The 25255-nt window shown below is 71.8% G+C and carries 36 protein-coding genes and 1 pseudogene; 4 read left to right on the forward strand and 33 right to left on the reverse strand.

Annotated features, from left to right (window positions below; all coding sequences use genetic code 11):
* The first annotated feature begins 258 nt into the window (after nucleotides 1-258).
* Nucleotides 259-1428 carry a type I pantothenate kinase gene (coaA, locus tag ACWPWV_RS01705; protein ID WP_454042786.1) on the forward strand — a complete coding sequence of 390 codons (1170 nt, stop codon included), beginning with the start codon at nucleotides 259-261 and terminating at the stop codon, nucleotides 1426-1428.
* A 157-nt stretch (nucleotides 1429-1585) separates the two neighbouring features.
* On the opposite strand, the pseudogene ACWPWV_RS01710 reads toward coaA, so the two are convergent.
* A pseudogene (locus ACWPWV_RS01710) lies at nucleotides 1586-1804 on the reverse strand (hypothetical protein); the annotation flags it as partial.
* An 11-nt stretch (nucleotides 1805-1815) separates the two neighbouring features.
* Here ACWPWV_RS01710 and ACWPWV_RS01715 point away from each other — a divergent pair.
* Nucleotides 1816-1947 carry a hypothetical protein gene (locus ACWPWV_RS01715; protein ID WP_454041271.1) on the forward strand — a complete coding sequence of 44 codons (132 nt, stop codon included), beginning with the start codon at nucleotides 1816-1818 and terminating at the stop codon, nucleotides 1945-1947.
* Between the two features lie 348 nt (nucleotides 1948-2295).
* Here the strand turns inward: ACWPWV_RS01715 and ACWPWV_RS01720 are convergent, their stop codons facing one another.
* From ACWPWV_RS01720 to ACWPWV_RS01745, 6 genes are all read right to left on the reverse strand, one after another.
* Complete coding sequence (locus tag ACWPWV_RS01720) at nucleotides 2296-2907, reverse strand: peptide deformylase (protein WP_454041272.1); 612 nt, start codon at nucleotides 2905-2907, stop codon at nucleotides 2296-2298.
* 55 nt (nucleotides 2908-2962) lie between these two features.
* A complete protein-coding gene (glmM, locus tag ACWPWV_RS01725; protein ID WP_454041273.1) occupies nucleotides 2963-4321 on the reverse strand; it encodes a phosphoglucosamine mutase in 1359 nt (452 codons plus the stop codon).
* A gap of 139 nt (nucleotides 4322-4460) precedes the next feature.
* Nucleotides 4461-4949: a 30S ribosomal protein S9 gene (gene rpsI, locus ACWPWV_RS01730; RefSeq protein WP_454041274.1), complete on the reverse strand. Its 489-nt coding sequence runs from the start codon at nucleotides 4947-4949 to the stop codon at nucleotides 4461-4463.
* 44 nt (nucleotides 4950-4993) lie between these two features.
* Nucleotides 4994-5437 carry a 50S ribosomal protein L13 gene (gene rplM / locus ACWPWV_RS01735; protein WP_251153559.1) on the reverse strand — a complete coding sequence of 148 codons (444 nt, stop codon included), beginning with the start codon at nucleotides 5435-5437 and terminating at the stop codon, nucleotides 4994-4996.
* Between the two features lie 216 nt (nucleotides 5438-5653).
* The gene (gene trhO, locus ACWPWV_RS01740) at nucleotides 5654-6568 is read right to left on the reverse strand and encodes an oxygen-dependent tRNA uridine(34) hydroxylase TrhO (RefSeq protein ID WP_454041275.1); all 915 of its coding nucleotides are present in this window, start codon (nucleotides 6566-6568) and stop codon (nucleotides 5654-5656) included.
* 74 nt (nucleotides 6569-6642) lie between these two features.
* Entirely contained in the window at nucleotides 6643-8361 is a 1719-nt protein-coding gene (locus tag ACWPWV_RS01745) for an ABC-F family ATP-binding cassette domain-containing protein (protein ID WP_454041276.1), read from the reverse strand.
* Nucleotides 8362-8490: 129 nt separating this feature from the next.
* Between ACWPWV_RS01745 and ACWPWV_RS01750 the strand changes: the two genes are divergently transcribed.
* Entirely contained in the window at nucleotides 8491-8889 is a 399-nt protein-coding gene (locus tag ACWPWV_RS01750) for a DUF5709 domain-containing protein (protein ID WP_454041277.1), read from the forward strand.
* Between the two features lie 22 nt (nucleotides 8890-8911).
* Here ACWPWV_RS01750 and truA read toward each other — a convergent pair whose 3' ends face one another.
* Nucleotides 8912-9838: a tRNA pseudouridine(38-40) synthase TruA gene (gene truA, locus ACWPWV_RS01755; protein ID WP_454041278.1), complete on the reverse strand. Its 927-nt coding sequence runs from the start codon at nucleotides 9836-9838 to the stop codon at nucleotides 8912-8914.
* 73 nt (nucleotides 9839-9911) lie between these two features.
* Between truA and ACWPWV_RS01760 the strand changes: the two genes are divergently transcribed.
* Complete coding sequence (locus ACWPWV_RS01760) at nucleotides 9912-10670, forward strand: ROK family protein (protein ID WP_454041279.1); 759 nt, start codon at nucleotides 9912-9914, stop codon at nucleotides 10668-10670.
* A gap of 5 nt (nucleotides 10671-10675) precedes the next feature.
* Here the strand turns inward: ACWPWV_RS01760 and ACWPWV_RS01765 are convergent, their stop codons facing one another.
* The 25 genes from ACWPWV_RS01765 to rplV form a co-directional block, all read right to left on the reverse strand.
* Nucleotides 10676-11464, reverse strand: coding sequence for an alpha/beta fold hydrolase (locus ACWPWV_RS01765; protein ID WP_454041280.1), 789 nt, complete (start codon nucleotides 11462-11464; stop codon nucleotides 10676-10678).
* Nucleotides 11465-11610: 146 nt separating this feature from the next.
* On the reverse strand, nucleotides 11611-12246 hold the full coding sequence (gene rplQ, locus ACWPWV_RS01770; protein WP_454041281.1) for a 50S ribosomal protein L17: 636 nt from the start codon (nucleotides 12244-12246) through the stop codon (nucleotides 11611-11613).
* Nucleotides 12247-12330: 84 nt separating this feature from the next.
* On the reverse strand, nucleotides 12331-13350 hold the full coding sequence (locus ACWPWV_RS01775; protein WP_251153551.1) for a DNA-directed RNA polymerase subunit alpha: 1020 nt from the start codon (nucleotides 13348-13350) through the stop codon (nucleotides 12331-12333).
* Nucleotides 13351-13577: 227 nt separating this feature from the next.
* Entirely contained in the window at nucleotides 13578-13985 is a 408-nt protein-coding gene (gene rpsK, locus ACWPWV_RS01780) for a 30S ribosomal protein S11 (protein WP_454041282.1), read from the reverse strand.
* Between the two features lie 106 nt (nucleotides 13986-14091).
* Nucleotides 14092-14466 (reverse strand): 30S ribosomal protein S13, encoded by a 375-nt coding sequence (gene rpsM, locus ACWPWV_RS01785; protein ID WP_229243414.1) that lies wholly within the window; start codon nucleotides 14464-14466, stop codon nucleotides 14092-14094.
* Nucleotides 14467-14690: 224 nt separating this feature from the next.
* The gene (gene rpmJ, locus ACWPWV_RS01790; RefSeq protein ID WP_003956441.1) at nucleotides 14691-14804 is read right to left on the reverse strand and encodes a 50S ribosomal protein L36; all 114 of its coding nucleotides are present in this window, start codon (nucleotides 14802-14804) and stop codon (nucleotides 14691-14693) included.
* Nucleotides 14805-14902: 98 nt separating this feature from the next.
* Nucleotides 14903-15124: a translation initiation factor IF-1 gene (infA, locus tag ACWPWV_RS01795; RefSeq protein WP_012867920.1), complete on the reverse strand. Its 222-nt coding sequence runs from the start codon at nucleotides 15122-15124 to the stop codon at nucleotides 14903-14905.
* Nucleotides 15125-15367: 243 nt separating this feature from the next.
* Nucleotides 15368-16204: a type I methionyl aminopeptidase gene (map, locus tag ACWPWV_RS01800; protein ID WP_454041283.1), complete on the reverse strand. Its 837-nt coding sequence runs from the start codon at nucleotides 16202-16204 to the stop codon at nucleotides 15368-15370.
* 78 nt (nucleotides 16205-16282) lie between these two features.
* Nucleotides 16283-16873, reverse strand: coding sequence for an adenylate kinase (locus ACWPWV_RS01805; RefSeq protein ID WP_454041284.1), 591 nt, complete (start codon nucleotides 16871-16873; stop codon nucleotides 16283-16285).
* Nucleotides 16870-18168: a preprotein translocase subunit SecY gene (gene secY / locus ACWPWV_RS01810; RefSeq protein ID WP_454041285.1), complete on the reverse strand. Its 1299-nt coding sequence runs from the start codon at nucleotides 18166-18168 to the stop codon at nucleotides 16870-16872. Before secY ends, ACWPWV_RS01805 begins: the two co-directional genes overlap by 4 nt.
* Before the next feature lie 318 nt (nucleotides 18169-18486).
* Nucleotides 18487-19029 (reverse strand): 50S ribosomal protein L15, encoded by a 543-nt coding sequence (gene rplO / locus ACWPWV_RS01815; protein WP_454041286.1) that lies wholly within the window; start codon nucleotides 19027-19029, stop codon nucleotides 18487-18489.
* 2 nt (nucleotides 19030-19031) lie between these two features.
* Nucleotides 19032-19214: a 50S ribosomal protein L30 gene (gene rpmD / locus ACWPWV_RS01820; RefSeq protein WP_030151924.1), complete on the reverse strand. Its 183-nt coding sequence runs from the start codon at nucleotides 19212-19214 to the stop codon at nucleotides 19032-19034.
* Nucleotides 19214-19867: a 30S ribosomal protein S5 gene (gene rpsE, locus ACWPWV_RS01825; RefSeq protein WP_251153546.1), complete on the reverse strand. Its 654-nt coding sequence runs from the start codon at nucleotides 19865-19867 to the stop codon at nucleotides 19214-19216. Before rpsE ends, rpmD begins: the two co-directional genes overlap by 1 nt.
* A gap of 40 nt (nucleotides 19868-19907) precedes the next feature.
* Nucleotides 19908-20279 (reverse strand): 50S ribosomal protein L18, encoded by a 372-nt coding sequence (rplR, locus tag ACWPWV_RS01830; RefSeq protein WP_251153545.1) that lies wholly within the window; start codon nucleotides 20277-20279, stop codon nucleotides 19908-19910.
* Between the two features lie 2 nt (nucleotides 20280-20281).
* The gene (gene rplF / locus ACWPWV_RS01835; protein ID WP_454041287.1) at nucleotides 20282-20818 is read right to left on the reverse strand and encodes a 50S ribosomal protein L6; all 537 of its coding nucleotides are present in this window, start codon (nucleotides 20816-20818) and stop codon (nucleotides 20282-20284) included.
* 19 nt (nucleotides 20819-20837) lie between these two features.
* Nucleotides 20838-21236: a 30S ribosomal protein S8 gene (rpsH, locus tag ACWPWV_RS01840; RefSeq protein WP_251153543.1), complete on the reverse strand. Its 399-nt coding sequence runs from the start codon at nucleotides 21234-21236 to the stop codon at nucleotides 20838-20840.
* Between the two features lie 82 nt (nucleotides 21237-21318).
* A complete protein-coding gene (locus tag ACWPWV_RS01845) occupies nucleotides 21319-21504 on the reverse strand; it encodes a type Z 30S ribosomal protein S14 (protein WP_012867931.1) in 186 nt (61 codons plus the stop codon).
* A gap of 1 nt (nucleotide 21505) precedes the next feature.
* The gene (gene rplE, locus ACWPWV_RS01850; protein WP_251153542.1) at nucleotides 21506-22075 is read right to left on the reverse strand and encodes a 50S ribosomal protein L5; all 570 of its coding nucleotides are present in this window, start codon (nucleotides 22073-22075) and stop codon (nucleotides 21506-21508) included.
* A complete protein-coding gene (rplX, locus tag ACWPWV_RS01855; RefSeq protein ID WP_251153541.1) occupies nucleotides 22075-22416 on the reverse strand; it encodes a 50S ribosomal protein L24 in 342 nt (113 codons plus the stop codon). The genes rplE and rplX overlap by 1 nt, the downstream gene beginning before the upstream one ends.
* Nucleotides 22417-22418: 2 nt before the next feature.
* Entirely contained in the window at nucleotides 22419-22787 is a 369-nt protein-coding gene (gene rplN / locus ACWPWV_RS01860; RefSeq protein ID WP_079572436.1) for a 50S ribosomal protein L14, read from the reverse strand.
* A 214-nt stretch (nucleotides 22788-23001) separates the two neighbouring features.
* Nucleotides 23002-23304, reverse strand: coding sequence for a 30S ribosomal protein S17 (gene rpsQ, locus ACWPWV_RS01865; protein ID WP_251153540.1), 303 nt, complete (start codon nucleotides 23302-23304; stop codon nucleotides 23002-23004).
* A gap of 11 nt (nucleotides 23305-23315) precedes the next feature.
* Nucleotides 23316-23552: a 50S ribosomal protein L29 gene (rpmC, locus tag ACWPWV_RS01870; protein WP_069386375.1), complete on the reverse strand. Its 237-nt coding sequence runs from the start codon at nucleotides 23550-23552 to the stop codon at nucleotides 23316-23318.
* A complete protein-coding gene (gene rplP, locus ACWPWV_RS01875; protein WP_069386374.1) occupies nucleotides 23552-23971 on the reverse strand; it encodes a 50S ribosomal protein L16 in 420 nt (139 codons plus the stop codon). The genes rpmC and rplP overlap by 1 nt, the downstream gene beginning before the upstream one ends.
* A 3-nt stretch (nucleotides 23972-23974) precedes the next feature.
* The gene (rpsC, locus tag ACWPWV_RS01880; protein WP_251153539.1) at nucleotides 23975-24829 is read right to left on the reverse strand and encodes a 30S ribosomal protein S3; all 855 of its coding nucleotides are present in this window, start codon (nucleotides 24827-24829) and stop codon (nucleotides 23975-23977) included.
* Nucleotides 24829-25200: a 50S ribosomal protein L22 gene (gene rplV, locus ACWPWV_RS01885; RefSeq protein ID WP_251153538.1), complete on the reverse strand. Its 372-nt coding sequence runs from the start codon at nucleotides 25198-25200 to the stop codon at nucleotides 24829-24831. The genes rpsC and rplV overlap by 1 nt, the downstream gene beginning before the upstream one ends.
* Nucleotides 25201-25255 lie beyond the last annotated feature (55 nt).

Consider the following 25255-nt stretch of genomic DNA (forward strand, 5'->3'; position numbering starts at 1 on the left):
CGGGCCGGCGCCGGAGCGGACGACGTGCGCAGGGCGTCAGAGCCGCGCTCCTGAGACAGGACCCGACAGACCAGGGCGACGGCGCGGCAGCCCGAGCACGTCGACCGCGCGGGCGGCGGTCCGCGACCCGGCCCCGACCGACTCCACCGACCCGAACGACCCGACCCGAGGCTCCTCGGCACGCGCACCACCCGGAATCCGGCAGAATCGGACGGTGTCCTCCCCGCGCCCGAGTCGACCGACGCCCTGACCCGCCTGATCGCCAGTCCGTCGTCGCCGTACGTCGACCTCGACCGCGCGGCGTGGAGCCGCCTCTCGGAGTCCACGCCGTTGCCGCTGACCGACGCGGACGTGGCGCGCCTGCGCGGCCTCGGCGACCCGATCGACCTCGCGGAGGTCGACGACGTGTACCGCCCGCTGTCGCGCCTGCTCAACCTCTACGTCACCGCGACGGCCGGCCTGCACGAGGCGACCTCGACGTTCCTGCGCGAGGACACCGGGTCGACGCCGTACGTCATCGGCGTCGCGGGGTCCGTGGCGGTCGGCAAGTCCACGACGGCGCGCGTGCTGCGGGAGATGCTCGCGCGCTGGCCCGAGACGCCGCGCGTCGAGCCATCACGACCGACGGGTTCCTCTACCCGAACGCGGAGCCTGCAGCGTCGGGGTCTCATGGAGCGCAAGGGCTTCCCCGAGTCGTACGACCGGCGTGCCCTCATCCGTTTCCTGTCGAAGGTCAAGGCGGGCCACGACGAGGTCCGCGCGCCCGTCTACGATCACCTCACGTACGACATCGTGCCGGGCGCCGAGGCGGTCGTGCGCAAGCCGGACGTGCTCGTCGTCGAAGGGCTCAACGTCCTGCAGCCGGCTCGGCCGAGCGCGCACGACGAGTCGACCGTCGCCGTCTCGGACTTCTTCGACTTCTCGATCTACGTCGACGCCCGCACGCGCAACGTGCGGCAGTGGTACGTCGACCGCTTCCTCGCGCTGCGCCGCACCGCGTTCGCCCGCCCGGAGTCGTACTTCCGCCGCTACGCGGACCTCACGGACGAGGAGGCCGTGGAGCGGGCGCGGTCGATCTGGGACTCGATCAACGCGCCCAACCTGGAGCAGAACATCCTGCCGACGCGCGGGCGCGCGACGCTCGTGCTCACGAAGGGCTCGGACCACTCGGTCCAGCGCGTGCGTCTGCGCAAGGCTCTGACGCCGGTTCCCCCGCCCGTCCGCGAGCGCGTCGACGTCAGCGCGGGAGGGTCCCGGTGCCACCCGTCGTGGTGCCCGACGCCGCGTCCGTCTCTCCCGGTGCGCTCGTCGCAGCCGTGTCGGACGGTGCGGTCGCCACGGCGCTGCCGGACGGTGGCGCGTCCGTCGTCGGTGCCGGGTTCGCGAGGGCGTCCGGGATCACCCCGTGCCGACGGGAGCGCATCATGAGGATCCGGTCGATGACGAACCCGCCGGCGATGCCGATGACGACGCCGACGGCCATCGCGAGGAGCGGCGCGTGGCCGAGCCACTGCGCGGCGACCAGTCCGATGAGGACCGAGTAGAGCGCCCACGTCACGGCGGCGATCGCGGAGAACGCCATGAACCGCCGCCGCGGGTAGCCGACGGCGCCCGCGGTCATGTTCACGGCGACGCGACCTACCGGGATGTACCGCGCGGCGAGGATGAAGGAGGCCCCGCGGTTGGTGAGCGCGCGCCCAGGCCAGGCCAGCCGTGCGCCCGCGCCGCGTGCGCAGGAAGGCGAAGCGCTCCGTGCCGACGGCACGGCCGAGCGCGAAGGCGATCTGGTCACCGGTCCAGGCACCGACCGCGGCGATGAGGAGGACGAGCAGCAGGTTCGGCGAACCCGTCGCGTGCGCCGAGACGGCGAGCGTGATGACGACCGACTCGCTGGGGATGGGCGGGAAGAAGCCGTCGATCGTCGCGAAGCCGAGCAGTGCGGGGTAGATCCACCCGGACGCCGCGAGCGCGAGGATCCAGGCCTCCAGGTTCTCCAGGAAGGTCGTCACGGCCTCGGTCACGGGGTCCTCGTTCGTCTGCTGGCGGGGAGGCCAGGCTGGCGGCGGCTGGGGTGGCACGGGACGGCGTCCGGTACCACGACCAGCCTACGGAGCGTGCCGCCGTCGTCCATCAGGATTTCCCCCGGGCGAACCCTGAGGAGTCCCCGCGTGCACGGCGGTGACCACGAGTCTGGCGTGCGGGCGACGCGTCGTCGTCATCCTGTCGAGGGAGATCCGCCGGGGGGCGCATACGTCGGGGGGACCACCGCGGCCGGGGGCGTGGGGCAGGACCGGCTCAGGCGTCCGCGCGGGCCTGCGGGAGGCGCGCGGCCGCGAGCGTGGACGAGAGCGTCCGCAGGTCGGCGCCGTCGAGGTAGAGCTCGCCGCGCAGGTGGTCCGTCTCGTGCTGCACGATCCGGGCCGGCCAGCCGGTGAGGACCTCGTCGACCGGCGCACCGGTCTCGTCCTCCCCGGTGAGCCGTACGGAGCGGGCGCGTGCCCGCTCCGCCTGCCAGCCGTGCACCGACAGGCACCCCTCGGCGAACGTCCGGCGGTCGTCACCGACCGCGGTGTACCGCGGGTTCACGAGCACGCGGAAGGGCAGCGGGGGGCGCTCGCGCTCGTCGTCCGGGTCCGGTGAGCCCGGGTCCTCGACGACCGCGAGGGCCAGCCCGAGACCGACCTGCGGCGCCGCGAGCCCGACGCCCGGCGCGGCGTGCATGGTCGCGCGCATCGCGTCGAGGAGTGCCGGCAACGTGTCGCCGAGCTGGCCGGCGTACGGAACGGCCGGCGTGCGCAGCACCGGGTGCCCCGCCTGCACGATGGGCAGGATCCCGCCCTCGAAGCTGTCGAGGAGGTCGAGCACGTGGGCGCGCAGCGCCTCGTCGACCCCGTGCCGCACGCTCATCGTCGTCCCTCGCTCGTCACGGCCGCCACGTCGTGACGGGTCGTCGTCCGCCGGCTCACAGCGCCAGGCGCTCGCGGACGACGTCGGCGAGACCGCCGGCGACGGCGTCCGCCTGCTGCTGGGTCGCGGCCTCCACCATCACGCGCACGAGCGGTTCCGTGCCCGACGGCCGCAGGAGCACGCGCCCGGTCTCCCCGAGCGCCGCCTCGGCGTCGGCGACCGCCGCGAGCAGCGCCTCGTCGCTCGCCGCGCGCGACCGGTCGACCCCGGGGACGTTGACGAGCGTCTGCGGCAGCCGCTGGACCACTCCCGCCAGGTCCGCGAGCTTCTGACCGGTCGCCTTGACGCGCGCCGCGAGCTGCAGCGCGGTGAGGACGCCGTCGCCCGTCGTCGCGTACCGCGACATGATGATGTGCCCGGACTGCTCGCCGCCGAGCCCGTAGCCGTGCGCGCGCATCGCCTCGAGGACGTAGCGGTCGCCGACGGCCGTCTGCACCGTGCGGATCCCGGCGGCCCGCATCGCGAGGAGGAGGCCGAGGTTGCTCATCACCGTGACGACGAGCGTGTCGTCGGGCAGCGCGCCCTCGTCCTTGAGCGCGAGCGCGAGCACCCCCATGATCTGGTCCCCGTCGACGACGGCGCCGCCGTGGTCGACCGCGATGCACCGGTCGGCGTCGCCGTCGAACGCGACCCCGAAGTCGGCCTCCGACGCCACGACCACGGCCTGGAGCTGCTCGGGGTGGTTCGAGCCGCACGCGGCGTTGATGTTGTGCCCGTCGGGGCTCGCGTTGATGACGACGACGTCGGCTCCTGCGGCCCGCAGCGCCGCCGGGCCGACGTCGCTCGCGGCGCCGTTCGCGCAGTCGACGGCGATCCGCAGGCCGGCGAGGGGCTTGGCGTCCTCGTCGGCGCCGATGCTCGCCACGAGGTGCTCGACGTAGGCGCTCCCGGCACGGCCGGTGTCGCGCGACAGCCGACCGACCCCGCTGTGCGTGGGGCGCGCCCACTCCTGGCCGAGCAGCGACTCGATCGCGTCCTCGACGGCGTCGTCGAGCTTCACGCCGCCGCGCGCGAGGAACTTGATGCCGTTGTCCTGCATCGGGTTGTGCGACGCGGAGATGACGACGCCGAAGTCGACGTCCATCGCGCTCGCCAGGTAGGCGACGCCGGGGGTCGGCAGGACGCCGACGTCGCGCACGTCGACGCCCGCGCTCGCGAGCCCGGCCGCGAGCGCCGCGCCGAGGAACTCCCCGGACACCCGGGTGTCGCGTCCCACGACCGCACGCGGGCGGTGGCCCTCGGCCCCGTCCGCGAGCACGCGCGCCGCGGCGACGCCCAGGTCGAGCGCGAGCTCGGCCGTCACGTTGCCGTTCGCGAGGCCGCGCACGCCGTCGGTCCCGAACAGTCGTCCCATGAAGTCCCTCTCTCACGGCGTCCGCGCGTCGACCGCGCGCCCGCCTCCCTCGCCCACGCCGGGCATCGTCAACACTCCTGACAAAAGCCGTCGGCCCCGGCGGACGAGTCCACCGGGGCCGACGATCACACGGCGCGGATCAGCGCTTGGAGTACTGCGGGGCCTTGCGGGCCTTCTTGAGCCCGGCCTTCTTGCGCTCGACGACGCGCGCGTCGCGGGTGAGGAAGCCGGCCTTCTTCAGCGCCGGGCGGTTGTTCTCCGCGTCGATCGCGTTGAGGGCCCTCGCGATGCCGAGGCGCAGCGCACCGGCCTGGCCGGAGGTGCCGCCGCCCGAGATGCGGGCGACGACGTCAAAGCGACCCTCGACGTCGACCAGCTTCAGCGGGGAGTTGACGAGCTGCTGGTGGACCTTGTTCGGGAAGTAGTCCTCGAGCGTGCGCCCGTTGACCTTCCACTGGCCCGTGCCCGGCACGAGGCGGACGCGAGCGACCGCCTCCTTGCGACGGCCCAGGGCCTGCCCGGGGGCGGTGATGCTCTGGCCGCGGCCCGTGGGGGCTGCGGACTCAGAGGTGTAGTTGCTGGGGGTCTCGTCACCCAGCGTGTCGGTCTCGACGGTGGTCTCGGCCACGGGTGTGTCCTCGCGTCTCTCTGTCGGCTACGCCTGGGCGGCGATTACTGCGCGACCTGGGTGATCTCGAACGGCTGGGGCTGCTGAGCGGCGTGCGGGTGCTCGGCACCCGCGTAGACCTTCAGCTTGCCGAGCTGGGCGCGGCCGAGGCTGGTCTTGGGCACCATGCCGCGGACGGCCTTCTCGACGGCACGCTCGGGGTGCTTGTCGAGCAGGTCGCCGTAGGCGGTGGCACGCAGACCACCCGGGTAGCCCGAGTGGTTGTAGGCCATCTTCTGCTCGCGCTTGTTGCCGCTGAGGGCGACCTTGCCGGCGTTGATGACGATGACGAAGTCACCGCCGTCGACGTGCGGAGCGAAGGTCGGCTTGTGCTTGCCGCGCAGCAGGGTGGCCACGTGGGTGGCCAGGCGGCCCAGGACGACGTCGGTCGCGTCGATGACGTACCAGTTGCGCTGGATGTCGCCGGGCTTCGGGGTGTACGTACGCACGGTCGTAGCCTTCGTTTCTGTCAGGTGTCTTCTTCGGCCGCTGAAGCAGGCGGTCGAGAGGGCGTTGTCGTTGCGCGGCGGGCTCGTTCGACACCCGCTCCTTGGCCGGCAGCGAGTGGGCGCGCTAGCGACACGGGTGTCGTGAGAAGAGCACAACGACTCATCAGCGTACCTGGGTCGGCGCGCCCGGGTCAAAGCGGCCGGACGGCGACGACGTCAGCCACGGGTGGCCGCGGGCGCGACCGGTCGCTCCCCCACGCACACCTCGCAGCGCACCGACCGTGCGCCGGCGGCGCAGCCGTCGCAGAACAGCCGCAACGTCCTGCACGACGGGTCGGCGCAGTTCTCGTACCGGGCCGTCGCGGCTCCGCACGCCGTGCACTCCCCGAGCGGGGTGGAGCCGGGACCGAGCTCGACGTGCATCCGCTCGTCGAACACGTAGAGGGATCCGTCCCAGAGCCCCTGGCTGCCGAACGCCTCGCCGTAGCGCACGACCCCGCCGTCGAGCTGGTACACCTCCTCGAACCCGCGCGAGCGCAGCAGCGCCGACAGCACCTCGCACCGCACGCCGCCCGTGCAGTAGGTGACGACGGGCCGCTGCCTGAGGTCGTCGTACCGGCCCGAGTCGATCTCGGCGACGAAGTCCCGCGTGGTCTCCACGTCCGGGACCACCGCGCCACGGAACCGCCCGATCGCGGCCTCGAACGCGTTGCGCCCGTCGAACATCACGACCTCGTCCCCGCGGGCGTCGACGAGGTCGTGCAGCGCCTGCGGGCTCAGACGCTCGCCACCGCCGACCACGCCGCCCTCGTCGACCTTCAGCTCGTCCGCGGCGCCGAACGCCACGAGCTCCGGCCGCACCTTGACCGAGAGCCTGGGGAAGTCGTGGCCCGTACCGTCGGACCACTTGACGTCGATCCGCTCGAACCCCGGGTACCGGCGCGTCGTCTTCACGTACTGCTTGAGGTCCTCCACCGTGCCGCCGAGCGTCGCGTTGATGCCGTGCTCCGCGACGACCACGCGTCCCGTGAGGTGCCAGCGCTCGGCGAGCGCGGACTGCCAGAGCTGCACCGCGCGCGGGTCCGCGAGCGGTGTGAACGCGTAGAAGAGCACGATCTTGTGGACGGCCATGCCCTCCAGGATAGGGATCTCACGGTGCCGAGCGGGCCGCGCGCGTCCACCTCACGACCGCCCGCGTGCACCGGTCAGCGGACGCGGTCCACGCGCTCGACGTCCCACACGGGCTCCGGCGTCTCCACGACGCGGCCGTCGCCCCCGAGCACGAGGAACCGGTCGAACCCGCGCGCGAACCAGCGGTCGTGCGTCACGGCGAGGACCGTGCCCTCGAACGCCGCGAGACCGGTCTCCAGCGCCTCGGCGGAGTGCAGGTCGAGGTTGTCGGTGGGCTCATCGAGGAGGAGGAGCGTCGCGCCGTCGAGCTCGAGGAGCAGGATCTGGAAGCGCGCCTGCTGGCCGCCCGACAGCGTCTCGAAGCGCTGGCCCGCCTGCGCGACGAGCTCGTACCGGTCGAGCGCGCGGCTCGCGCCCTCGCGGCCCATCCCCGCCCTGTTGCCCTCGCCCCGGTGCAGGATCTCCAGCAGGGTGCGCCCGCGCAGACCCGGGTGGTCGTGGTTCTGGGCGAACCACCCCGGTCGCACGCGCGAGCCGAGGACCGCCCGCCCGGTGTGGGCGACAGGAGCCGGGGCGGCGGCCTCGGGCGGTGCACCGAGCGGCCCCGGGAGCGGCGCGGCGTCGGGCAACGCCCCGGGCGCCGGGTCGCTCCCGCCCGCCGCGAGCAGCCGCAGGAGGTGCGACTTCCCGGACCCGTTCGAGCCGAGCACGGCCACGCGCTCGCCGAAGAACACCTCGAGGTCGAACGGCTGCACGAGGCCCGTCAGCTCGAGGTCGTGGCACGTCACGGCACGCTTGGCCGTGCGCCCGCCCCGCAGCCGCACGCTGACGCGCTGCTCGTGCGCGAGGACCTCGGGCGGGCCGGCCTCCTCGAACTTGCGCAGACGCGTGCGCGCCGCCTGGTACCGGCTGGCCAGACCGTCGTTGAACGCCGCCTTCGTCTTGAGCGTCTGGACGAGGTCGACGAGCTTGCGGTGCTCCTCGTCCCAGCGGCGCGCGAGCTCCGCGAGCCGCTCGCGGCGGTCCTCGCGCGCCTGCGCGTACGACGCGAACCCGCCGCCGTGGACCCAGACGGTCCCGCCGCCGGGCGTCGGCTCGAGCGTCGCGACCTGCGTCGCCGTGCGGGCGAGGAGCTCCCGGTCGTGCGACACGTAGAGCACGGCCTTGGGGGACTCGACGAGCCGGTCCTCGAGCCAGCGCTTCGTGGGCACGTCGAGCGCGTTGTCGGGCTCGTCGAGCAGGAGGACCTGCTCGGGCCCGCCGAGGAGCGCCGTGAGGGCGAGCCGCTTCTGCTCGCCGCCCGACAGCGTCCGCAGGTCGCGCCACTGCGCCCGCTCGAAGGGGATCGACAGGACCTCGTCCGTCACGCGGTCCCACGCCGTCTCCGCGTCGTAGCCGCCGACGTCGGCCCAGTCCGCGAGCGCCTGGGCGTAGCGCATCTGCGCGGGGGTGTCGTCGACGGTCATGACCCCGAGCTCGGCCGCGGCGAGCTCGAGCGCCGCCTCACGCACGGTGGTCGGGGCGAGCTCGACGAGGAGGTCGCGCACCGTCCGGTCGTCGTCGCCGCGCGCGACCTGCTGCCGCATCACGCCGAGGCCCCCGCTGCGGACCACGGTGCCACCGTGGGGTGCGAGGTCCCCCGTGACGATCCGCAGCAGGGTCGACTTCCCGACGCCGTTCGGCCCCACGAGGGCGACGCGTGCGCCGTCCGCGACGCGCAGGCTCACGGCGTCCAGGAGCGTGCGGCCGTCGGGCAGGTGATAGGTGATGTCGCTGACGTCGAGGTGTCCCACCCCGCCATGGTCGCCCGTGCCGGGGTGCGCGGTCACGTCCTTTGGCCCGGGTGACGGGTCCCGGGACGCGCTCGGCGGGCCGGACGCCGTCGTGCTGCGACGGTCGGCGCGAGGTGCGACGGTGGGGGCATGACCGAGACCACAGGCACCAGCCCTGACCCGGAGACCGGGGCCGAGGGCGACAACGACCAGCTCCAGGCCGAGGACACGCTGCTCGACCGCGGCGTCGACGACGTGCTCGACGAGGGGTACTCCCCGCCCGACCGTCCGCGGACGAACCACTTCGGGGAGACCCCGTGGGAAGAGGTCCACGGCGAGACGCTCGACCAGCGCCTCGCCGAGGAGGAGCCCGAGGAGTGGGACGGCGACCCGCTCGACCGCCCCGACGAGTCGCGCGCGGGCCGGCTCGTCGCCGACCCCGACGCGCTGGACGGCCGCCAGAACGACACCTACGCCGACGACGAGGGCATCTCGGGTGCCGGCGCGAGCGCGGAGGAGGCGGCGGTCCACATCGTCGAGGAGCCGTGACGGACGGGGCGCCGCCGGCGGGTCAGGACCCGTCGACGGCGTCCCACACGTCCTCCTCGTTCCGCACGGCACGGACCCGCTCGGCCCTGTCGGCGAGCTCCGCGTCGGGCGGGTAGGTCACCTCCTCGAGCACCAGGCCGTGCGCGGGCACGACGCCGGCCCCGCCGTCGCGTCGCCGGCTCGCCAGGAGCGCGGCCGGCCACCCGACGTCGCGCCGCCCCTCCCCCACGGCGAGCGACGCGCCGACCAGCGCGCGGACCATGTTGTGGCAGAACGCGTCGGCCCGGACGTGCGCGACGACCAGGCCGGCGTCGGGTCCGGCCTGCGGGCGTGACCAGGACAGGTGCTGCAGCTCGCGGATGGTCGTCGCACCGGGCCGCGGCTTGCAGAACGCCGCGAAGTCCCGCACGCCGAGCAGCGGGCGCACGGCCGCGTCCATCGCCGCGACGTCGAGCCCTCGCCGGTTCCACAGCGTCCACTCGCGGCGCAGGGGGTCGCGCCGCTCCGGGTCGTCGGCGACGCGGTACGTGTACGCGCGGTGCAGCGCCGAGAACCGCGCGTCGAAACCCGCCGGTGCACGCACCGCACGGTGCACCACCACGTCGCCCGGCAGCACGCCGCCCAGGCGTGCGACGAGCGCGTCCCCCGGCTCACGGTCGGAACGGCCCGGCAGCGACTCCCACTGCGCCGCCGTGAGGTCGACGTGCGCGACCTGGCCCCGCGCGTGCACGCCCGCGTCCGTCCGCCCCGCGACGGTGAGGCGTGGCGGGTCCCCGCGCAGGAGGGTCGCGAACCCGTCCTCGAGCGCCCCCTGGACGGTGCGCAGGCCGGGCTGGCGCGCCCACCCCGCGAAGCGCGTGCCCTGGTAGGCGAGGTCGAGACGGACGCGCACGTCGGGCACGTCGGGCGCGGGAGGCACGTCGGGCGCGGCGGGCGGAAGGTCGGTCACAGGGGTTCACGGTAGCCGCCGGCCGCGGGGGCGCACGCTGCGCACCCTGGTGCGCGCGCCTACGCTGCGACCCATGACCGACCTGCGGACGCTCGCCGTCGACTGCGGCGGCGGGGGCATCAAGGCGAACGTGCTCGACTCCTCCGGCACGGCCCACGCCGCGGCGGTCCGCGTACCCACCCCGTACCCGCTCCCGCCGGACCTGCTCGTCGAGACCGTCGCCGAGATCGCGAGCCGGCTCCCCCGGGCGGACCGCGTGACCGTCGGCATGCCCGGGATGATCCGGCGTGGTGTCGTCGTGCACACGCCGCACTACGTCACGCGCAGCGGGCCGCGGTCACGCGTGGACCCCGGGCTCGTCGAGGCGTGGGCGAGCTTCGACGTCCAGGCCGCCGTCGCACGACGGCTCGGGGTCCCCGCGCTCGTCCTCAACGACGCCGAGGTGCACGGCGCGGGCGTGATCGCCGCGTCGGGCCTCGAGCTCGTCCTCACGCTCGGGACGGGGCTCGGCTCGGCCCTCTTCCACGGCGGCCGGCTCGCGCCCCACCTCGAGTGGTCCCGCGCACCCGTCCGGCGGGGGACGTCGTACGACGAGTACGTCGGCGAGCCGGAACGACGGCGGCTCGGCAACGCCCTGTGGTCGCGCCGCGTGCTCGCCGTCGTGGACGGGCTGCGACCGGTGTTCTGGTGGGACCGGCTCTACCTCGGCGGGGGGAACTCGCGGCAGATCACGCCGACGGTCCTGGACCGGCTCGGCGACGACGTCGTCGTGGTCCCGAACTCCGCCGCGCTCGTCGGTGGCGCCCGGGCGTGGGACCTGCCGCCCGCCTGAGGGCGTCAGCGAGCGGTCGCGGACATCTCCGGCCGGACGGGAGGGGACTCGTCCCCCGCACCGCGCGCGAGGTCGGCGACCGCCTCGAGCAGGAGCCTCGAGAAGGCCACGGGCCGGTCGAGGCTCACGAGGTGGCGCGCACCGGGCACCACGACGAGGCGCGCCCGCGCTCCCCCGCGGCGCGCCGCCGCCAGGAACGACCGCTCGCCCGTCCGGAAGTGGTCCCACCGGCCGTTCACGAGCCACACCGGCGAGTCGGTCGCGGCCAGGGCGGCGAGCGGGTCGGCCGTGCCCACCTCGCGCAGGATGGCGCTCATCACGTCGAGGGCGAAGCCACCCGCTGCGAGGTCGGCCGCGGCGTTCGCGGGCATCGACCGGTCCACGAGCGCCTGGTTGAGCGCCGCCCCGCCGTCGGGCAGCTTCTCGATGCGCTCCGCGGCGAGGAGCCACGCAGCGCGCAGCCTCGTGCTCGGCACGGTCGAGCAGCTCGCCGCGACGAGCCCCAGCACGCGCTCGGGGTGCCGCGCCCTCGCCTCGATCGCCACGTACCCCCCGAGCGACAGCCCGACGACGAGCGCCCCGCCGCCGAGGTCCTCGACACCCTGGGCGACGGCCTCGACCGCGCCGTCGAGCGTGAACGGCTCGCCGCGCCGCGCACCGTGGCCGGGGAGGTCGACCGCGAGGGCCGGGACGCCGGCGCGGTCCAGCGAGGTGAGCTGGCCGCGCCACATCGTGCGCGACGTGCGCGAGCCGTGCACGAGGAGCACGGGCGGGGCGTCACGGACGGGGTCCATCTCTCGACGGTAGGCGCCGCACCGTGCTGTCGCACGGGGATCCGGCTCGCCGCGGCCGGCGGCTGGATCCCACCGGCGCCCCCGCGGACGACGGAGGGCCCGGAACCGAGCGGTTCCGGGCCCCCCGTACGGAGCGACAGGCGGCCTCAGGCCTCCTTGGTCTCCTCAGCCTTGTCGGCCTTCTCGGCCTTCTCGGCCTTGCTGGCCTTGCTGGCCTTGCTGGCCTTCTCAGGCTTGTCGGCCTTCGCAGCAGGAGCGTCCTCGACCTGCTCGGCGGCGACGGGCGCGTCCTCGACGGGCGCGTCCTCGACCGGGGCGTCCTCGACCGGGGCGTCGGCCTTCTTCGCCGGCTTGTCGGCCTTCTTCTTGCCGGCCTTCTCCGCTGCCTTCTCGGCCTCGCGGACGACGGCCTGCTTCGGGCTGACGGGCTCGGTCACGAGCTCGATGACCGCGAGGGGCGCGTTGTCGCCCTTGCGCGTGCCGACCTTCGTGATGCGCGTGTAGCCACCGTTGCGCTCGGCCATTTGCGGCGCGATCTCGGTGAACAGCGTGTGCACCACGGACTTGTCGCGCACGACGCGCAGGACGCGACGACGCGCGTGCAGGTCACCGCGCTTGGCGAAGGTGATGAGGCGCTCGGCCAGCGGACGCAGGCGCTTCGCCTTGGTCTCGGTGGTCGTGATGCGGCCGTGCTCGAACAGCGCCGTGGACAGGTTCGCGAGGATCAGACGCTCGTGAGCCGGTCCACCGCCGAGCCGCGGGCCCTTGGTGGGGGTAGGCATGGGATGTGCTCCTTGGGAAGTGATCGCGGCCCGGGTGCGACCCGGGGCGCGCTAGAGGTGTGGGAGTCGCTGGCTCGCGCCGGCTCAGTACTGCTGCTCGGTGTCCGAGAACGTCGGCTCGTCCTCGTCGCCGTCGTAGTACGCCGCGGCCGAGGGGTCGAAGTCCAGGGGCGAGTCCTTGAGGGACAGGCCGAGCTCGGCGAGCTTCTCCTTCACCTCGTTGATGGACTTCGCACCGAAGTTGCGGATGTCCAGCAGGTCGGCCTCGCTGCGAGCGACGAGCTCGCCCACCTGGTGGATGCCCTCGCGCTTGAGGCAGTTGTACGAGCGGATCGTGAGGTTGAGCTCCTCGATCGGCAGCGCGAGGTCGGCGGCGAGCGCGGCGTCCGTCGGCGACGGGCCGATCTCGATGCCCTCGGCCTCGACGTTGAGCTCACGGGCCAGGCCGAACAGCTCGACGAGCGTCTTGCCCGCCGACGCGAGGGCGTCGCGCGGCGAGATCGCCTGCTTCGTCTCGACGTCGACGACCAGCTTGTCGAAGTCCGTGCGCTGCTCGACACGCGTCGCCTCGACCTTGTAGGTCACCTTGAGGACCGGCGAGTAGATCGAGTCGACCGGGATCCGGCCGATCTCCGCGTCGAACGACTTGTTCTGCGCCGCCGAGACGTAGCCGCGGCCGCGCTCGACCGTGAGCTCGATCTCGAGCTTGCCCTTGTCGTTCAGCGTGGCGATGTGCAGATCGCTGTTGTGGACCTCCACGCCCGCGGGCGGGACGATGTCCGCCGCGGTGACGGCGCCAGCACCCTGCTTGCGCAGGTACATCACGACGGGCTCGTCGTTCTCCGAGGAGACGACGAGGTTCTTGATGTTGAGGATGACCTCGGTGACGTCCTCCTTGACACCCGGCACCGTGGTGAACTCGTGGAGCACACCGTCGATGCGGATGGAGGTGACCGCCGCGCCCGGGATGGACGACAGCAGCGTGCGACGCAGCGAGTTGCCGAGCGTGTAGCCGAAACCCGGCTCCAGGGGCTCGATGGAGAAGCGCGAACGGTTCTCCGAGATGACCTCTTCGGTCAAGGTGGGGCGCTGTGCGATCAGCACTGGTGGTTTCCTTTCGGTGAGCGTCCGCCATATGACGCTTCACGGTTCAAGGCGAGGTGCGCGCCTGGGCGCGCGGCCCCGGCCGGGACTCGGTCCACCCGGTCGGGAAGGGGTGCCGTCGGCAGGTCAGGGCCGGAGCCCGGACGGACCGCTGCCGCCGACGGGGCACCGGGGCGCACGAGGCACCCGGGGACCCGTCGACGGCTGGCGTGCCGACGGCGAGGTCGTCAGACGCGGCGACGCTTGGGCGGACGGCACCCGTTGTGCGCCTGCGGCGTGACGTCCTGGATCGAGCCGACCTCGAGGCCGGTGGCCTGGAGGGAGCGGATCGCGGTCTCGCGGCCGGAGCCGGGACCCTTGACGAAGACGTCGACCTTCTTCACGCCGTGCTCCTGGGCGCGGCGCGCCGCGGACTCCGCAGCGAGCTGCGCGGCGAACGGCGTGGACTTGCGGGAGCCCTTGAAGCCCACGTGCCCGGCCGAGGCCCAGGCGATCACGGCGCCCGTCGGGTCGGTGATCGAGACGATCGTGTTGTTGAAGGTGCTCTTGATGTGCGCCTGGCCCAGCGGGACGTTCTTCTTGTCCTTGCGGCGCGGCTTGCGCGAGCTGGAGGCTGCGCGAGTCTTGGGAGGCATGTGCTCTTTCTCTCCTGGTCTGAGGTGGTCGGACCGCGGGGATCTCCGAGCCGCCCGGTGACGCGAGGGTCACCGCACGGCCGGGGCCCGCCCGGCGGACTGCTGCTTAGCGGGCCTTCTTCTTGCCGGCCACGGTGCGCTTCGGTCCCTTGCGCGTACGCGCGTTGGTCTTCGTGCGCTGACCGCGCACGGGAAGGCCGCGGCGGTGACGCAGGCCCTGGTAGGTGCCGATCTCGACCTTGCGGCGGATGTCGGCGGCCACCTCACGACGGAGGTCACCCTCGAGCTTGTAGTTGCCCTCGAGGTAGTCGCGGAGCGCGACGAGCTCGGCGTCGCCGAGATCCTTCACGCGTGCGTCCGGGCTGATGCCCGTGGCGGCCAGCGTCTGCTGGGCGCGGGTACGGCCGACGCCGAAGATGTAGGTGAGCGCCACCTCGAGCCGCTTGTCGCGGGGGAGGTCGACGCCGATGAGACGTGCCATGTGCCTTTCGGCTCCTCGTACTTCGTCCGGAGGTCTTCCGCACCGCCCTCCCGCGGGGTCCGCGGGCCCCGGCCTCCGGGCCGGGGGTTCCCCCGCGCCGTCGTGCGGCCGCTGTCGCGACCGCCTCCGGGGCGGGTTCGTGGTGGTGCGCTGGTGGGCGCCGCCGTCAGGCGGTCACCCGGTGATCCGGCCCGAGGGCCGACACCCGTGGCGCAGGCGAGGGCTCAGCCCTGGCGCTGCTTGTGCCGCAGGTTGTCGCAGATCACCATGACGCGACCGTGCCGGCGGATGACCTTGCACTTGTCGCAGATCTTCTTGACGCTGGGCTTGACCTTCATCAGTGTTCCCTCAGTGGTGCTCCGCCCCCGCGCGCGACCGCCGGGGTGGACCCGGTGGCCAGGAGGCGGCGGCTGGTCGAGTGGTGGACGCGTGACGACTACTTGTAGCGGTAGACGATCCGGCCGCGGGACAGGTCGTACGGGCTGAGCTCCACCACGACGCGGTCCTCGGGGAGGATCCGGATGTAGTGCTGACGCATCTTGCCCGAGATGTGGGCGAGAACCTTGTGCCCGTTGGCCAGCTCCACGCGGAACATCGCGTTCGGCAGGGCCTCGACCACGCTGCCCTCGATCTCGATGACACCGTCCTTCTTTGCCATGTCCTCCGCTAACTCTCGTCTGAACTGCTCGGTCCCACGCGCGAAGGACCGAGGCCCGCGAGCGTGGATTGTCGTGTGGAGCCTCGCGTCGACGCCGGCACCGGCGCCCTTCGGGACGGCGGAACCGGGCGTACCGGTGAACACGGACTACACCCAACGGTCTATCCTACGGCATCGGCCAAGCGACGCGAAACCGAGGTGCGTCACGCACCGGCGGCCCCGCGCTCCCGGGGCGTCGACCTGTCAGGCGCCGAGCGGGGCGACCTGCACGCCGCGCGCCGCGAGCTCCTGGGCGCCGCCGTCGGCCGCGGTGAGGACCCAGATGCCGTCCTCGAGGATCGCGACGCTGTGCTCCCAGTGCGCGGCGCGCGAGCCGTCGTCGGTGACGACCGTCCAGTCGTCCTCGCACACCTGGGTGAAACGCTCGCCCCGCGTGACCATCGGCTCGATCGCGAGGCACATGCCCGGCCGCAGCCGCGGACCGCGGTCGCGGGTGCGGTAGTTCGGGACGTCCGGCGGCTGGTGCATCGCCGAGCCGATCCCGTGCCCCACGTACTCCTCGACGATCCCGTACGCGACGCCGTCCCGCTCCCCCGCTGCGCGGACCGAGTCCTCGATCGCGACACCGACGTCGCCGAGCCGCTCGCTCCGCGCGAGCGCCGCGATCCCGTCCCACATCGCCTGGCGCGTGGCCTCGACGAGCGCCTCGTCCGCGGGGTCCGCGTCACCGAGGACGAACGACGTCGCGGAGTCCCCGTGCCAGCCGTCGACCACCGCGCCGCAGTCCACCGAGACGACGTCCCCGGCCCGCAGCTCGCGCGCCCCCGGGATGCCATGCACCACCTCGTCGTTGACCGACACGCACACCGTCGCGGGGTAGCCCTCGTAGCCGAGGAACGAGGACGTCGCGCCCGCGTCCGCGATCACCGCCGCGGCGAGCTCGTCGAGGTCGCTCGTCGTCATGCCCGGCCGGACGGTGGATCGCACCGTCTCGAGGGCCGTGGCCACGACGACGCCCGCCCGGCGCATCGCCTGGACCTGCTCGTGCGTCTTGTACTCGATGCGCTCGCGACCGAACACCGTGCTCCCTCCCCCGCCCGCAGCCGCCCGGCGTCGCGCGGGACGCGCCGCTCCGTGGCGTGCGGTGCTGCTCTGCCCTCAGCCGACGAGCGGCTCGAGCGCGGACACGATGCGCTCGGTGACGTCGTCGATCTCGCCGATGCCGTCCACGCGGACGAGCAGACCACGCTCGTCGTACGCGGCGGTGAGCGGAGCCGTCTGCTCCGCGTAGATGTCGAGGCGGCGCGCGATGGCCTCCTCGGTGTCGTCCTCGCGGCCCTCGATCCCGGCGCGCTTCGCGAGACGGGCCAGGAGCTCGTCGCGGTCCGCCGTGATCTCCACGACGCCGTCCAGCGACCAGCCCAGGTCGGCGAGGATCGCGTCGAGCTCGACGACCTGGGCCGCGTTGCGGGGGTAGCCGTCGAGGATGAAGCCGTGCGCGACGTCGTCCTGCGCGAGGCGGTCCCGCACCATCGCGTTGGTCACGGAGTCGGGGACGAGGTCACCCTTGGCCGTGTACTCCTGCACGAGGCGGCCGAGCTCCGTGCCGCCCTTGATGTTCGCCCGGAAGATGTCGCCCGTCGAGATCGTCGGGATCGCGTAGCGCTCGGCGAGCCGGGCGGCCTGCGTCCCCTTGCCGGCACCCTGGGGTCCCATGATGACGAGGCGTGCGGTGTGGGCGTTGCTCAACGGAGGAACCCTTCGTAGTGGCGCTGCTGCAGCTGGGAGTCGATCTGCTTGACCGTCTCCAGGCCGACGCCGACCACGATGAGGATCGAGGAGCCGCCGAACGGGATGTTCGTGCTCACGCCGAGCCCGATGAGGACCAGCGTCGGCAGGAGCGCGACGAGCGCGAGGTAGATGGAGCCCGCGGAGGTGATGCGGGTGATGACGTAGTCGAGGTACTCGGCGGTCGGGCGACCGGCGCGGATGCCCGGGATGAAGCCGCCGTACTTCTTCATGTTGTCCGCGACCTCGTCCGGGTTGAACGTGATCGCCGTGTAGAAGAAGCAGAAGAACAGGATCATCGCGACGTACAGCGCGATGTGCAGCGGCGCCGCGGGGTCGGCGAGGTTCGTGCTCACCCAGATCACCCAGTCGGCGGTCTGGTCGCCGAACTGCGCGATGAGGCCCGGGACCGCGAGCAGCGAGGCCGCGAAGATCACCGGGATGACGCCCGCCATGTTGATCTTGATCGGGATGTACGTGCTCGACCCGCCGTACATGCGGCGGCCGACCATGCGCTTGGCGTACTGCACCGGCACCCGGCGCTGCGACTGCTCGACGAAGACGACGAGCCCGATCACGAGGATGATCACCGCGATCATGATGATGAAGTTCGCGGCGCCGTTCGCCCCACCGGCGATCGACCACAGCGCGGTGGGGAAGCTCGCGGCGATCGACGTGAAGATGAGCAGCGACATGCCGTTGCCGACGCCGCGCTCCGTGATGAGCTCGCCGAGCCACATGATGAGGCCCGTGCCGGCGGTCATCGTGATGACCATGAGCGCCATCGTGACGAAGCTGCCGTCGGGGATGACCTCGACCGAGCAGCCCTGGAAGAGGAGGCCGTTGCGCGCCGTCGTGATGACGGTCGTCGACTGGAGGATCGCGAGCGCGATCGTCAGGTAGCGCGTGTACTGCGTGAGCTTCGCGGTGCCCGACTGGCCCTCCTTGTGCAGGGCCTCGAAGCGAGGGATCACCACGCGCAGGAGCTGCACGATGATGCTCGCCGTGATGTACGGCATGATCCCGAGCGCGAAGATCGACAGCTGGAGCAGCGCGCCGCCGCTGAAGAGGTTGACGAGCCCGAGCAGGTCGTTGCCCTCGGCGGTCTCCGCGATGCACTGCTGCACGTTGGGGTAGTCCACACCCGGCGTGGGGATGAACGAACCCACGCGGAAGATCGCCATGATCGCGATCGTGAACAGCAGCTTGCGCCGCAGGTCAGGCGTCCGGAAAGCCCGGGCGAATGCGCTGAGCACCTATCCTCCTGGCCCGCCGAGGCGGGATGTCGTGTCGCCGGGAGGCCCGGCGAGGTGTGACGCACGGCACCGGCGCCAAGAGGCACCCTAACCGTTGCGCCGCGTCGAACGGCAAGTCGGTGTCGGCCGGCCGGGTTCGGTCGGTCGTCCACCGCGTCGGCCTGGACGTCGGCGGGAGGCCGACGACGGCCGACGGGAAGTCTAGCCGCGCCCCGCAGCCGGGCGGGACGACGGTCGGTCCTCGGGACCCGTCGGAGACGGTCCCGAGACGCGGACAGGGCCGACGGCGCGTGCGCGCCACCGGCCCTGTCCGTGGTGTCAGTCCTCCGAGACCGAACCGCCGGCCGCGAGGATCTTCTCGCGGGCCGCACCCGAGAGCGCGTCGACCGCGACCTCGAGCTTGACGGTGATCTCGCCCGTGCCGAGCACCTTCACGAGCTGGCCCTTGCGGACCGCGCCCTTCGCCACGAGGTCCTCGACGGTGACGGAGCCACCCTCGGGGTACAGCGCGGCGAGCTTGTCCAGGTTCACGACCTGGTACTCGGTGCGGAACGGGTTCTTGAACCCGCGCAGCTTCGGCAGGCGCATGTGCAGAGGCATCTGCCCGCCCTCGAAGCGCTCGGGCACCTGGTAACGAGCCTTCGTACCCTTGGTACCACGGCCCGCCGTCTTACCCTTCGACGCCTCACCACGACCCACACGGGTCTTGGCCTTCTTGGCGCCGGGGGCCGGACGCAGGTGGTGCATCTTGAGCGTGCCGCCGGCACCCTCGGTCTGCTTCACCGGTGCGGCCTCCGCCTTCTTGGCGGGAGCCTTCTTCTTCGGAGCCTCGGCGGTCTCCTTGGTGGCCTTCTCAGCCATGGTCACTCGACCTCCTCAACGGCGACGAGGTGCGCCACCGTCGCGACCATGCCGCGAATCTCCGGGCGGTCCTCCTTCACGGCGGTGTCGCCGATCCGCTTGAGGCCCAGAGTGCGCAGCGTGTCGCGCTGGTTCTGCTTGCCGCCGATGGCGGACTTCGTCTGGGTCACCTTGAGCCTGGCCATCAGGCGTTCACCCCCGCTGCACGGGCCCGCAGCAGCGCGGCCGGAGCCACGTGCTCGAGCGGGAGGCCACGGCGCGCCGCAACAGCCTCAGGCTGCTCCAGGTTGCGCAGCGCCTCGACGGTCGCGTGCACGATGTTGATCGCGTTGGACGAGCCGAGCGACTTGCTCAGCACGTCGTGGATGCCGGCGCACTCCAGCACGGCGCGCACCGGACCACCGGCGATGACACCGGTACCCGGGGCGGCCGGACGCAGGAAGACGACACCGGCGGCGGCCTCACCCTGGATGGGGTGCGGGATGGTGCCCTGGATGCGCGGGACCTTGAAGAAGTTCTTCTTGGCCTCCTCGACACCCTTGGCGATCGCCGCGGGCACCTCCTTCGCCTTGCCGTAGCCGACGCCGACGGTACCGTCGCCGTCGCCCACCACGACCAGCGCGGTGAAGCTGAAGCGACGGCCGCCCTTGACGACCTTGGAGACGCGGTTGATGGTGACGACGCGCTCGACGAAGGCGTTCTTCTCGGCTGCGTCGCCCCGGCGACCGTCACGGCGGTTGTCACGACGGTTGTCGCGGCCCCCGCGGGCGTTCTGGTCGCTCGACTCGTTGGCGGCACCCGTGGGGGCGCCGGTGTTGCTGCGCTGCCCTGCAGCCATCAGAGAATCCTTTGCTTCCGTGTACGGATGGTCGGCGTCGTCACAGGGCCAGACCGCCCTCGCGCGCGCCGTCGGCGACCGCAGCGACCCGACCGTGGTACTTGTTGCCACCGCGGTCGAACACGACGGAGTCGACGCCCTTGGCCTTCGCACGCTCGGCGACGAGCTCGCCGACCTTGCGGGCCTTGGCGCTCTTGTCGCCGTCGAGCGCACGCAGGTCCGCCTCGAGGGACGAGGCCGACGCGAGCGTCTGACCGATCGTGTCGTCCACGACCTGTGCCGTGATGTGGCGCGTGGAGCGCGTGACCACGAGGCGCGGACGAGCGTCGGTCCCCTTGATCTTCTTGCGCAGGCGCAGGTGGCGGCGCTGACGCGCGACGGCCTTGCCCTTGCCGAGAACCTTCAGAGCCATCGTTACTTACCAGCCTTTCCGACCTTGCGGCGGACGACCTCGCCGGCGTAACGCACACCCTTGCCCTTGTACGGCTCGGGCTTGCGGATCTTGCGGATGTTCGCAGCGACCTCGCCGACCTGCTGCTTGTCGATGCCCGACACCGAGAACTTGGTGGGGCTCTCGACGGCGAACGTGATGCCCGCGGGCGGGGTCACGACGACCGGGTGGCTGAACCCGAGGGCGAACTCGAGGTCCGAGCCCTTCGCGGTCACGCGGTACCCGGTACCGACGATCTCGAGCTTCTTCTCGTAGCCCTGCGTGACGCCCTCGACGATGTTCGCGAGGAGGGTGCGCGTGAGGCCGTGCAGCGCGCGGGAGGCGCGCTCGTCGTCCGGGCGCGACACGACGAGCGTGGCGTCCTCCTGGGCGACCTGGATGGGGGCGGGGACGTTGTGCTCGAGAGAGCCCTTGGGGCCCTTCACGGTCACGAGCGCGCCGCTGATGGTGACGTCCACTCCGGCCGGGACCGGAACGGGGATCTTGCCGATTCGAGACATGGCGTATCTCCTTTCCGGATTACCAGACGTAGGCGAGGACTTCGCCGCCCACGCCCTTCGTTGCGGCCTGCTTGTCGGTGAGGAGGCCGGAGGACGTGGACAGGATCGCCACGCCGAGGCCGCCGAGCACCTTGGGCAGGTTGGTGGACTTCGCGTACACGCGCAGGCCGGGCTTCGACACGCGGCGCACGCCCGCCAGGCTGCGCTCACGGTTCGGGCCGAACTTGAGCTGGATGGTGAGGTTCTGCCCCACCTTCGCGTCCTCGACGCTCCAGCCGGCGATGTAGCCCTCGGCCTGGAGGATCTCGGCGATGTGCGACTTCAGCTTCGAGAACGGCATGGTGACCGTGTCGTGGTAAGCCGAGTTCGCGTTCCGCAGACGCGTCAGCATGTCTGCGATCGGGTCGGTCATCGTCATTGGGCTCTAGCCCTTCCTCGCCGTGGTATCCCGGCGGGAGCGCACCGTGCGGTGCGTCCCGCCAGGACCGACGACGTAGTTGTTACCAGCTGCTCTTGGTGACGCCCGGAAGCTCACCACGGTGGGCCATCTCGCGCACGCAGATGCGGCACAGGCCGAACTTGCGGTACACCGAGTGCGGACGACCGCACTTCTGGCACCGGGTGTAGGCGCGGACCGCGAACTTGGGCTTGGCGGCCGCCTTGTTGACCAGGGCCTTCTTCGCCATGTCAGTTCTCCTTGAAAGGCATGCCGAGACGGCGCAGCAGGGAGCGGCCCTCGTCGTCGGTCGTCGCCGTGGTCACGATCGTGATGTCCATACCGCGGACACGGTCGATCTTGTCCTGGTCGATCTCGTGGAACATGGACTGCTCCGTGAGGCCGAACGTGTAGTTGCCGTGCCCGTCGAACTGCTTGGGCGACAGCCCGCGGAAGTCGCGGATGCGCGGCAGGGCGATCGACAGCAGACGGTCGAGGAACTCCCACATCCGGTCGCCGCGCAGCGTGACGTGCGCACCGATCGGCATGCCCTCGCGCAGCTTGAACTGCGCGATGGACTTGCGGGCCTTCGTGACCTGCGGCTTCTGGCCGGTGATCGCGGAGAGGTCGCGGATGGCGCCCTCGATGAGCTTCGAGTCCTTGGCGGCGTCACCGACACCCATGTTCACGACGATCTTCGTGACGCGGGCGACCTGGTTGACGTTGCCGTGGCCGAACTCCTCGCGCAGACCGGCGACGATCTCGTCGCGGTAGCGCTGCTTGAGGCGCGGGACCTCGGGGGCTGCGATATCGGTGCTCATCAGATGTCCTTACCGGAGCGCTTGGCGACACGGACGCGAACCGTCCGCTTGCGGCCGTCACGCTCGACCTCTTCGGTGCGGTACCCGACGCGGGTGCCCTTCTTGGTCTCCGGGTCGACGACCATCACGTTGCTGATGTGGATCGGCGCCTCGACGGTCTCGATGCCACCGGTCCGCGTGCCGCGCTGCGACTGGCCGACCTTGGTGTGCTTCGTGACGCGCTGCACGCCCTCGACGACCAGGCGGTCGCTGTCCTTGAGGACCTCGAGCACGCGACCCTGCTTGCCGCGGTCCTTGCCCGCGATGACGACCACGAGGTCGCCCTTCTTGATCTTCGCCATGGTCAGAGCACCTCCGGAGCCAGCGAGATGATCTTCATGAAGCGCTTGTCGCGCAGCTCACGACCGACCGGGCCGAAGATGCGCGTACCGCGCGGCTCGCCGTCGTTCTTGAGGATCACGGCCGCGTTCTCGTCGAACTTGATGTAGGAACCGTCCGGACGACGGCGCTCCTTGGCGGTCCGGACGATGACCGCCTTGACGACGTCGCCCTTCTTCACGTTGCCGCCCGGGATCGCGTCCTTGACGGTTGCGACGATGGTGTCGCCGATTCCGGCGTAGCGACGGCCCGAGCCACCGAGAACGCGGATGCAGAGAATCTCCTTGGCACCCGTGTTGTCGGCGACACGAAGTCGCGACTCCTGCTGGATCATGTCATGTACTCCTGTCGTCGAGCCGGTTCTCACCACGACCGCGGTCGGGGCGAGCCTTGCCGAACGGATAGCTGTCAGTGCCGGGTCCCTCGCGGGTGAACCGGCCAGGTCGCGGCGGGGGACCCGCCGCTCCTGTCCTCACTGGTTGCCGCACCGCGAGGCGCGGCACGAGATCGGTCGTGGCGGACGGCGCTGCCGCCCGCCACGGCCGGTACTACTTGGCCTTCTCGAGGATCTCCACCAGGCGCCACCGCTTGGTCGCGGACAGCGGGCGGGTCTCCATGATCAGGACGAGGTCGCCGACGCCGGCAGAGTTCTGCTCGTCGTGCGCCTTGACCTTGCTCGTGCGACGGATGACCTTGCCGTAGAGCGGGTGCTTGACCCGGTCCTCGACCTCGACCACGACGGTCTTGTCCATCTTGTCGCTGACGACGTAGCCGCGGCGGGTCTTGCGGTATGCGCGCGCCTCCTCGGCGCTCGCCTCCTCGACCGGCGCGTTCGTTGCGTTCTCGCTCATTCCAGCCTCACTCACTCGGCGCTCGGTGCAGTACGGATACCGAGCTCGCGCTCACGCAGGATCGTGTAGATCCGCGCGATGTCGCGACGGACGGCCTTGAGGCGTCCGTGGCTCTCCAGCTGGCCGGTGGCCGACTGGAAACGGAGGTTGAAGAGCTCCTCCTTGGCCTTCTTCAGCTCGGCGACGAGCTTCTCGTCGTCGAAGGCATCCAGGTCCGTGGGGGCGAGCCCCTTCGTTCCGACAGCCATCAGTTGCCACCACCCTCGCGCACCACGAAACGGCACTTCATCGGGAGCTTGTGGATCGCGCGGCGCATGGCCTCACGAGCCAGGGGCTCCGGGACACCGGCCAGCTCGAAGACGATGCGGCCGGGCTTGACGTTGGCGACCCACCACTCGGGCGAGCCCTTGCCGGAACCCATGCGGGTCTCGGCGGGCTTCTTGGTCAGGGGACGGTCCGGGTAGATGTTGATCCAGACCTTTCCGCCACGCTTGATGTGGCGGGTCATCGCGATACGAGCAGCCTCGATCTGACGGTTCGTGACGTACGCCGGCTCGAGAGCCTGGATGCCGTACTCACCGAACGAGATCTGCGTGCCACCCTTGGCCGCGCCGGAGCGCGACGGGTGGTGCTGCTTGCGGTGCTTGAGCCTGCGGGGGATCAGCATGACTCAGGCCTCCGTTCCGGTCTCAGGGGCCTGCTGAGCGGGCTCCGTGGCCGGGGCCTGCTCGGCGGCCGGCGCCTCGGGAGCTGCGCTCCGCTCGGCCGAACGCTCGGGACGACGCCCACCACGGCGGTCTCCGCCACGGTCGCCGCCGCGCTCGCCGCGCGGGCCGCCACGGCCCTGGCGAGGAGCAGCGGTCGCCTGCTGGGCGGCCCACTCCTTCTCGGTCATGTCGCCCTTGTAGATCCACACCTTCACGCCGATACGGCCGAACGTGGTGCGGGCCTCGAAGAAGCCGTAGTCGATGTTCGCGCGCAGCGTGTGCAGCGGCACACGACCCTCGCGGTAGAACTCCGACCGGCTCATCTCCGCGCCGCCGAGGCGGCCGGAGACCTGGACGCGGATGCCCTTCGCGCCGGCACGCTGGGCGGACTGGATGCCCTTGCGCATGGCACGACGGAACGAGACGCGGCTCGCGAGCTGCTCCGCGATCCCCTGGGCCACGAGCTGGGAGTCGATCTCAGCGTTCTTGACCTCGAGGATGTTGAGCTGCACCTGCTTGCCGGTGAGCTTCTCCAGCTCGCCGCGGATGCGGTCGGCCTCGGCGCCACGGCGACCGATGACGATGCCCGGGCGCGCCGTGTGGATGTCCACGCGGACACGGTCACGGGTGCGCTCGATCTCGACCTTGGAGATGCCCGCGCGCTCGAGACCGGTGCTCATGAGCTTGCGGATCTGGACGTCCTCGCGGACGTAGTCGCGGTACCGCTGTCCGGGCTTGGTGCTGTCGGCGAACCAGCGCGACCGGTGGTCGGTGGTGATGCCGAGGCGGTACCCGTGCGGGTGAACCTTCTGTCCCACTATCGGGCACTTCCCTTCGTGTTCTCGCGCGGAGCGATCACCACGGTGATGTGGCTGGTGCGCTTGAGGATGCGGTTCGCACGGCCCTGGGCGCGCGGGCGGAAACGCTTGAGGGTCGGGCCCTCGTCGACGAACGCCTCACGCACGACGAGCTCCTGCTCGTCGAACGCGACGCTCGCGCGGTCCGCCTTCACCCGGGCGTTGGCGATCGCGCTCTCCACGACCTTGCGGACGGGCTCGCTCGCCGCCTGCGGTGCGAACTTCAGCACCGCGACGGCCTCGGAGGCCTGCTTGCCACGGATGAGGTCCACGACGCGCCGGGCCTTCTGGGGCGTGACACGGACGAACCGCGCCTGCGCCTTGGCTTCCATTGCTGTCCTGCCTTCTTGTGTGTTGACCGTCATTCGACAATCCAGTCGTCACCTT

The sequence above is a fragment of the Cellulosimicrobium sp. Marseille-Q8652 genome (genome assembly GCF_965112045.1).

Coding starts and splice junctions, on each gene's coding strand:
- rplQ (WP_454041281.1), bottom strand. CDS start 12,246: ATGCCTACCCCCACCAAGGGCCCGCGGCTCGGCGGTGGACCGGCTCAC.
- rplX (WP_251153541.1), bottom strand. CDS start 22,416: ATGGCGAAGATCAAGAAGGGCGACCTCGTGGTCGTCATCGCGGGCAAG.
- rpsQ (WP_251153540.1), bottom strand. CDS start 23,304: ATGAGCGAGAACGCAACGAACGCGCCGGTCGAGGAGGCGAGCGCCGAG.
- ACWPWV_RS01845 (WP_012867931.1), bottom strand. CDS start 21,504: ATGGCGAAGAAGGCCCTGGTCAACAAGGCGGCCGCCAAGCCCAAGTTC.
- infA (WP_012867920.1), bottom strand. CDS start 15,124: ATGGCAAAGAAGGACGGTGTCATCGAGATCGAGGGCAGCGTGGTCGAG.
- trhO (WP_454041275.1), bottom strand. CDS start 6,568: ATGGCCGTCCACAAGATCGTGCTCTTCTACGCGTTCACACCGCTCGCG.
- rpsE (WP_251153546.1), bottom strand. CDS start 19,867: ATGGCTGCAGGGCAGCGCAGCAACACCGGCGCCCCCACGGGTGCCGCC.
- rplF (WP_454041287.1), bottom strand. CDS start 20,818: ATGTCTCGAATCGGCAAGATCCCCGTTCCGGTCCCGGCCGGAGTGGAC.
- ACWPWV_RS01720 (WP_454041272.1), bottom strand. CDS start 2,907: ATGAGCGTGCGGCACGGGGTCGACGAGGCGCTGCGCGCCCACGTGCTC.
- rpsM (WP_229243414.1), bottom strand. CDS start 14,466: ATGGCACGTCTCATCGGCGTCGACCTCCCCCGCGACAAGCGGCTCGAG.
- rpmD (WP_030151924.1), bottom strand. CDS start 19,214: ATGGCCAGGCTCAAGGTGACCCAGACGAAGTCCGCCATCGGCGGCAAG.
- ACWPWV_RS01760 (WP_454041279.1), top strand. CDS start 9,912: ATGACCGACCTGCGGACGCTCGCCGTCGACTGCGGCGGCGGGGGCATC.
- ACWPWV_RS01750 (WP_454041277.1), top strand. CDS start 8,491: ATGACCGAGACCACAGGCACCAGCCCTGACCCGGAGACCGGGGCCGAG.
- rplV (WP_251153538.1), bottom strand. CDS start 25,200: ATGGAAGCCAAGGCGCAGGCGCGGTTCGTCCGTGTCACGCCCCAGAAG.
- rpsK (WP_454041282.1), bottom strand. CDS start 13,985: ATGCCTCCCAAGACTCGCGCAGCCTCCAGCTCGCGCAAGCCGCGCCGC.
- rplO (WP_454041286.1), bottom strand. CDS start 19,029: ATGGCTGAGAAGGCCACCAAGGAGACCGCCGAGGCTCCGAAGAAGAAG.
- rpsH (WP_251153543.1), bottom strand. CDS start 21,236: ATGACGATGACCGACCCGATCGCAGACATGCTGACGCGTCTGCGGAAC.
- rplN (WP_079572436.1), bottom strand. CDS start 22,787: ATGATCCAGCAGGAGTCGCGACTTCGTGTCGCCGACAACACGGGTGCC.
- ACWPWV_RS01715 (WP_454041271.1), top strand. CDS start 1,816: ATGAGGAGGACGAGCAGCAGGTTCGGCGAACCCGTCGCGTGCGCCGAG.
- rplR (WP_251153545.1), bottom strand. CDS start 20,279: ATGGCTCTGAAGGTTCTCGGCAAGGGCAAGGCCGTCGCGCGTCAGCGC.
- ACWPWV_RS01765 (WP_454041280.1), bottom strand. CDS start 11,464: ATGGACCCCGTCCGTGACGCCCCGCCCGTGCTCCTCGTGCACGGCTCG.
- rplE (WP_251153542.1), bottom strand. CDS start 22,075: ATGAGCACCGATATCGCAGCCCCCGAGGTCCCGCGCCTCAAGCAGCGC.
- glmM (WP_454041273.1), bottom strand. CDS start 4,321: ATGGGACGACTGTTCGGGACCGACGGCGTGCGCGGCCTCGCGAACGGC.
- rplP (WP_069386374.1), bottom strand. CDS start 23,971: ATGCTGATCCCCCGCAGGCTCAAGCACCGCAAGCAGCACCACCCGTCG.
- rpmJ (WP_003956441.1), bottom strand. CDS start 14,804: ATGAAGGTCAAGCCCAGCGTCAAGAAGATCTGCGACAAGTGCAAGGTC.
- rpmC (WP_069386375.1), bottom strand. CDS start 23,552: ATGGCTGTCGGAACGAAGGGGCTCGCCCCCACGGACCTGGATGCCTTC.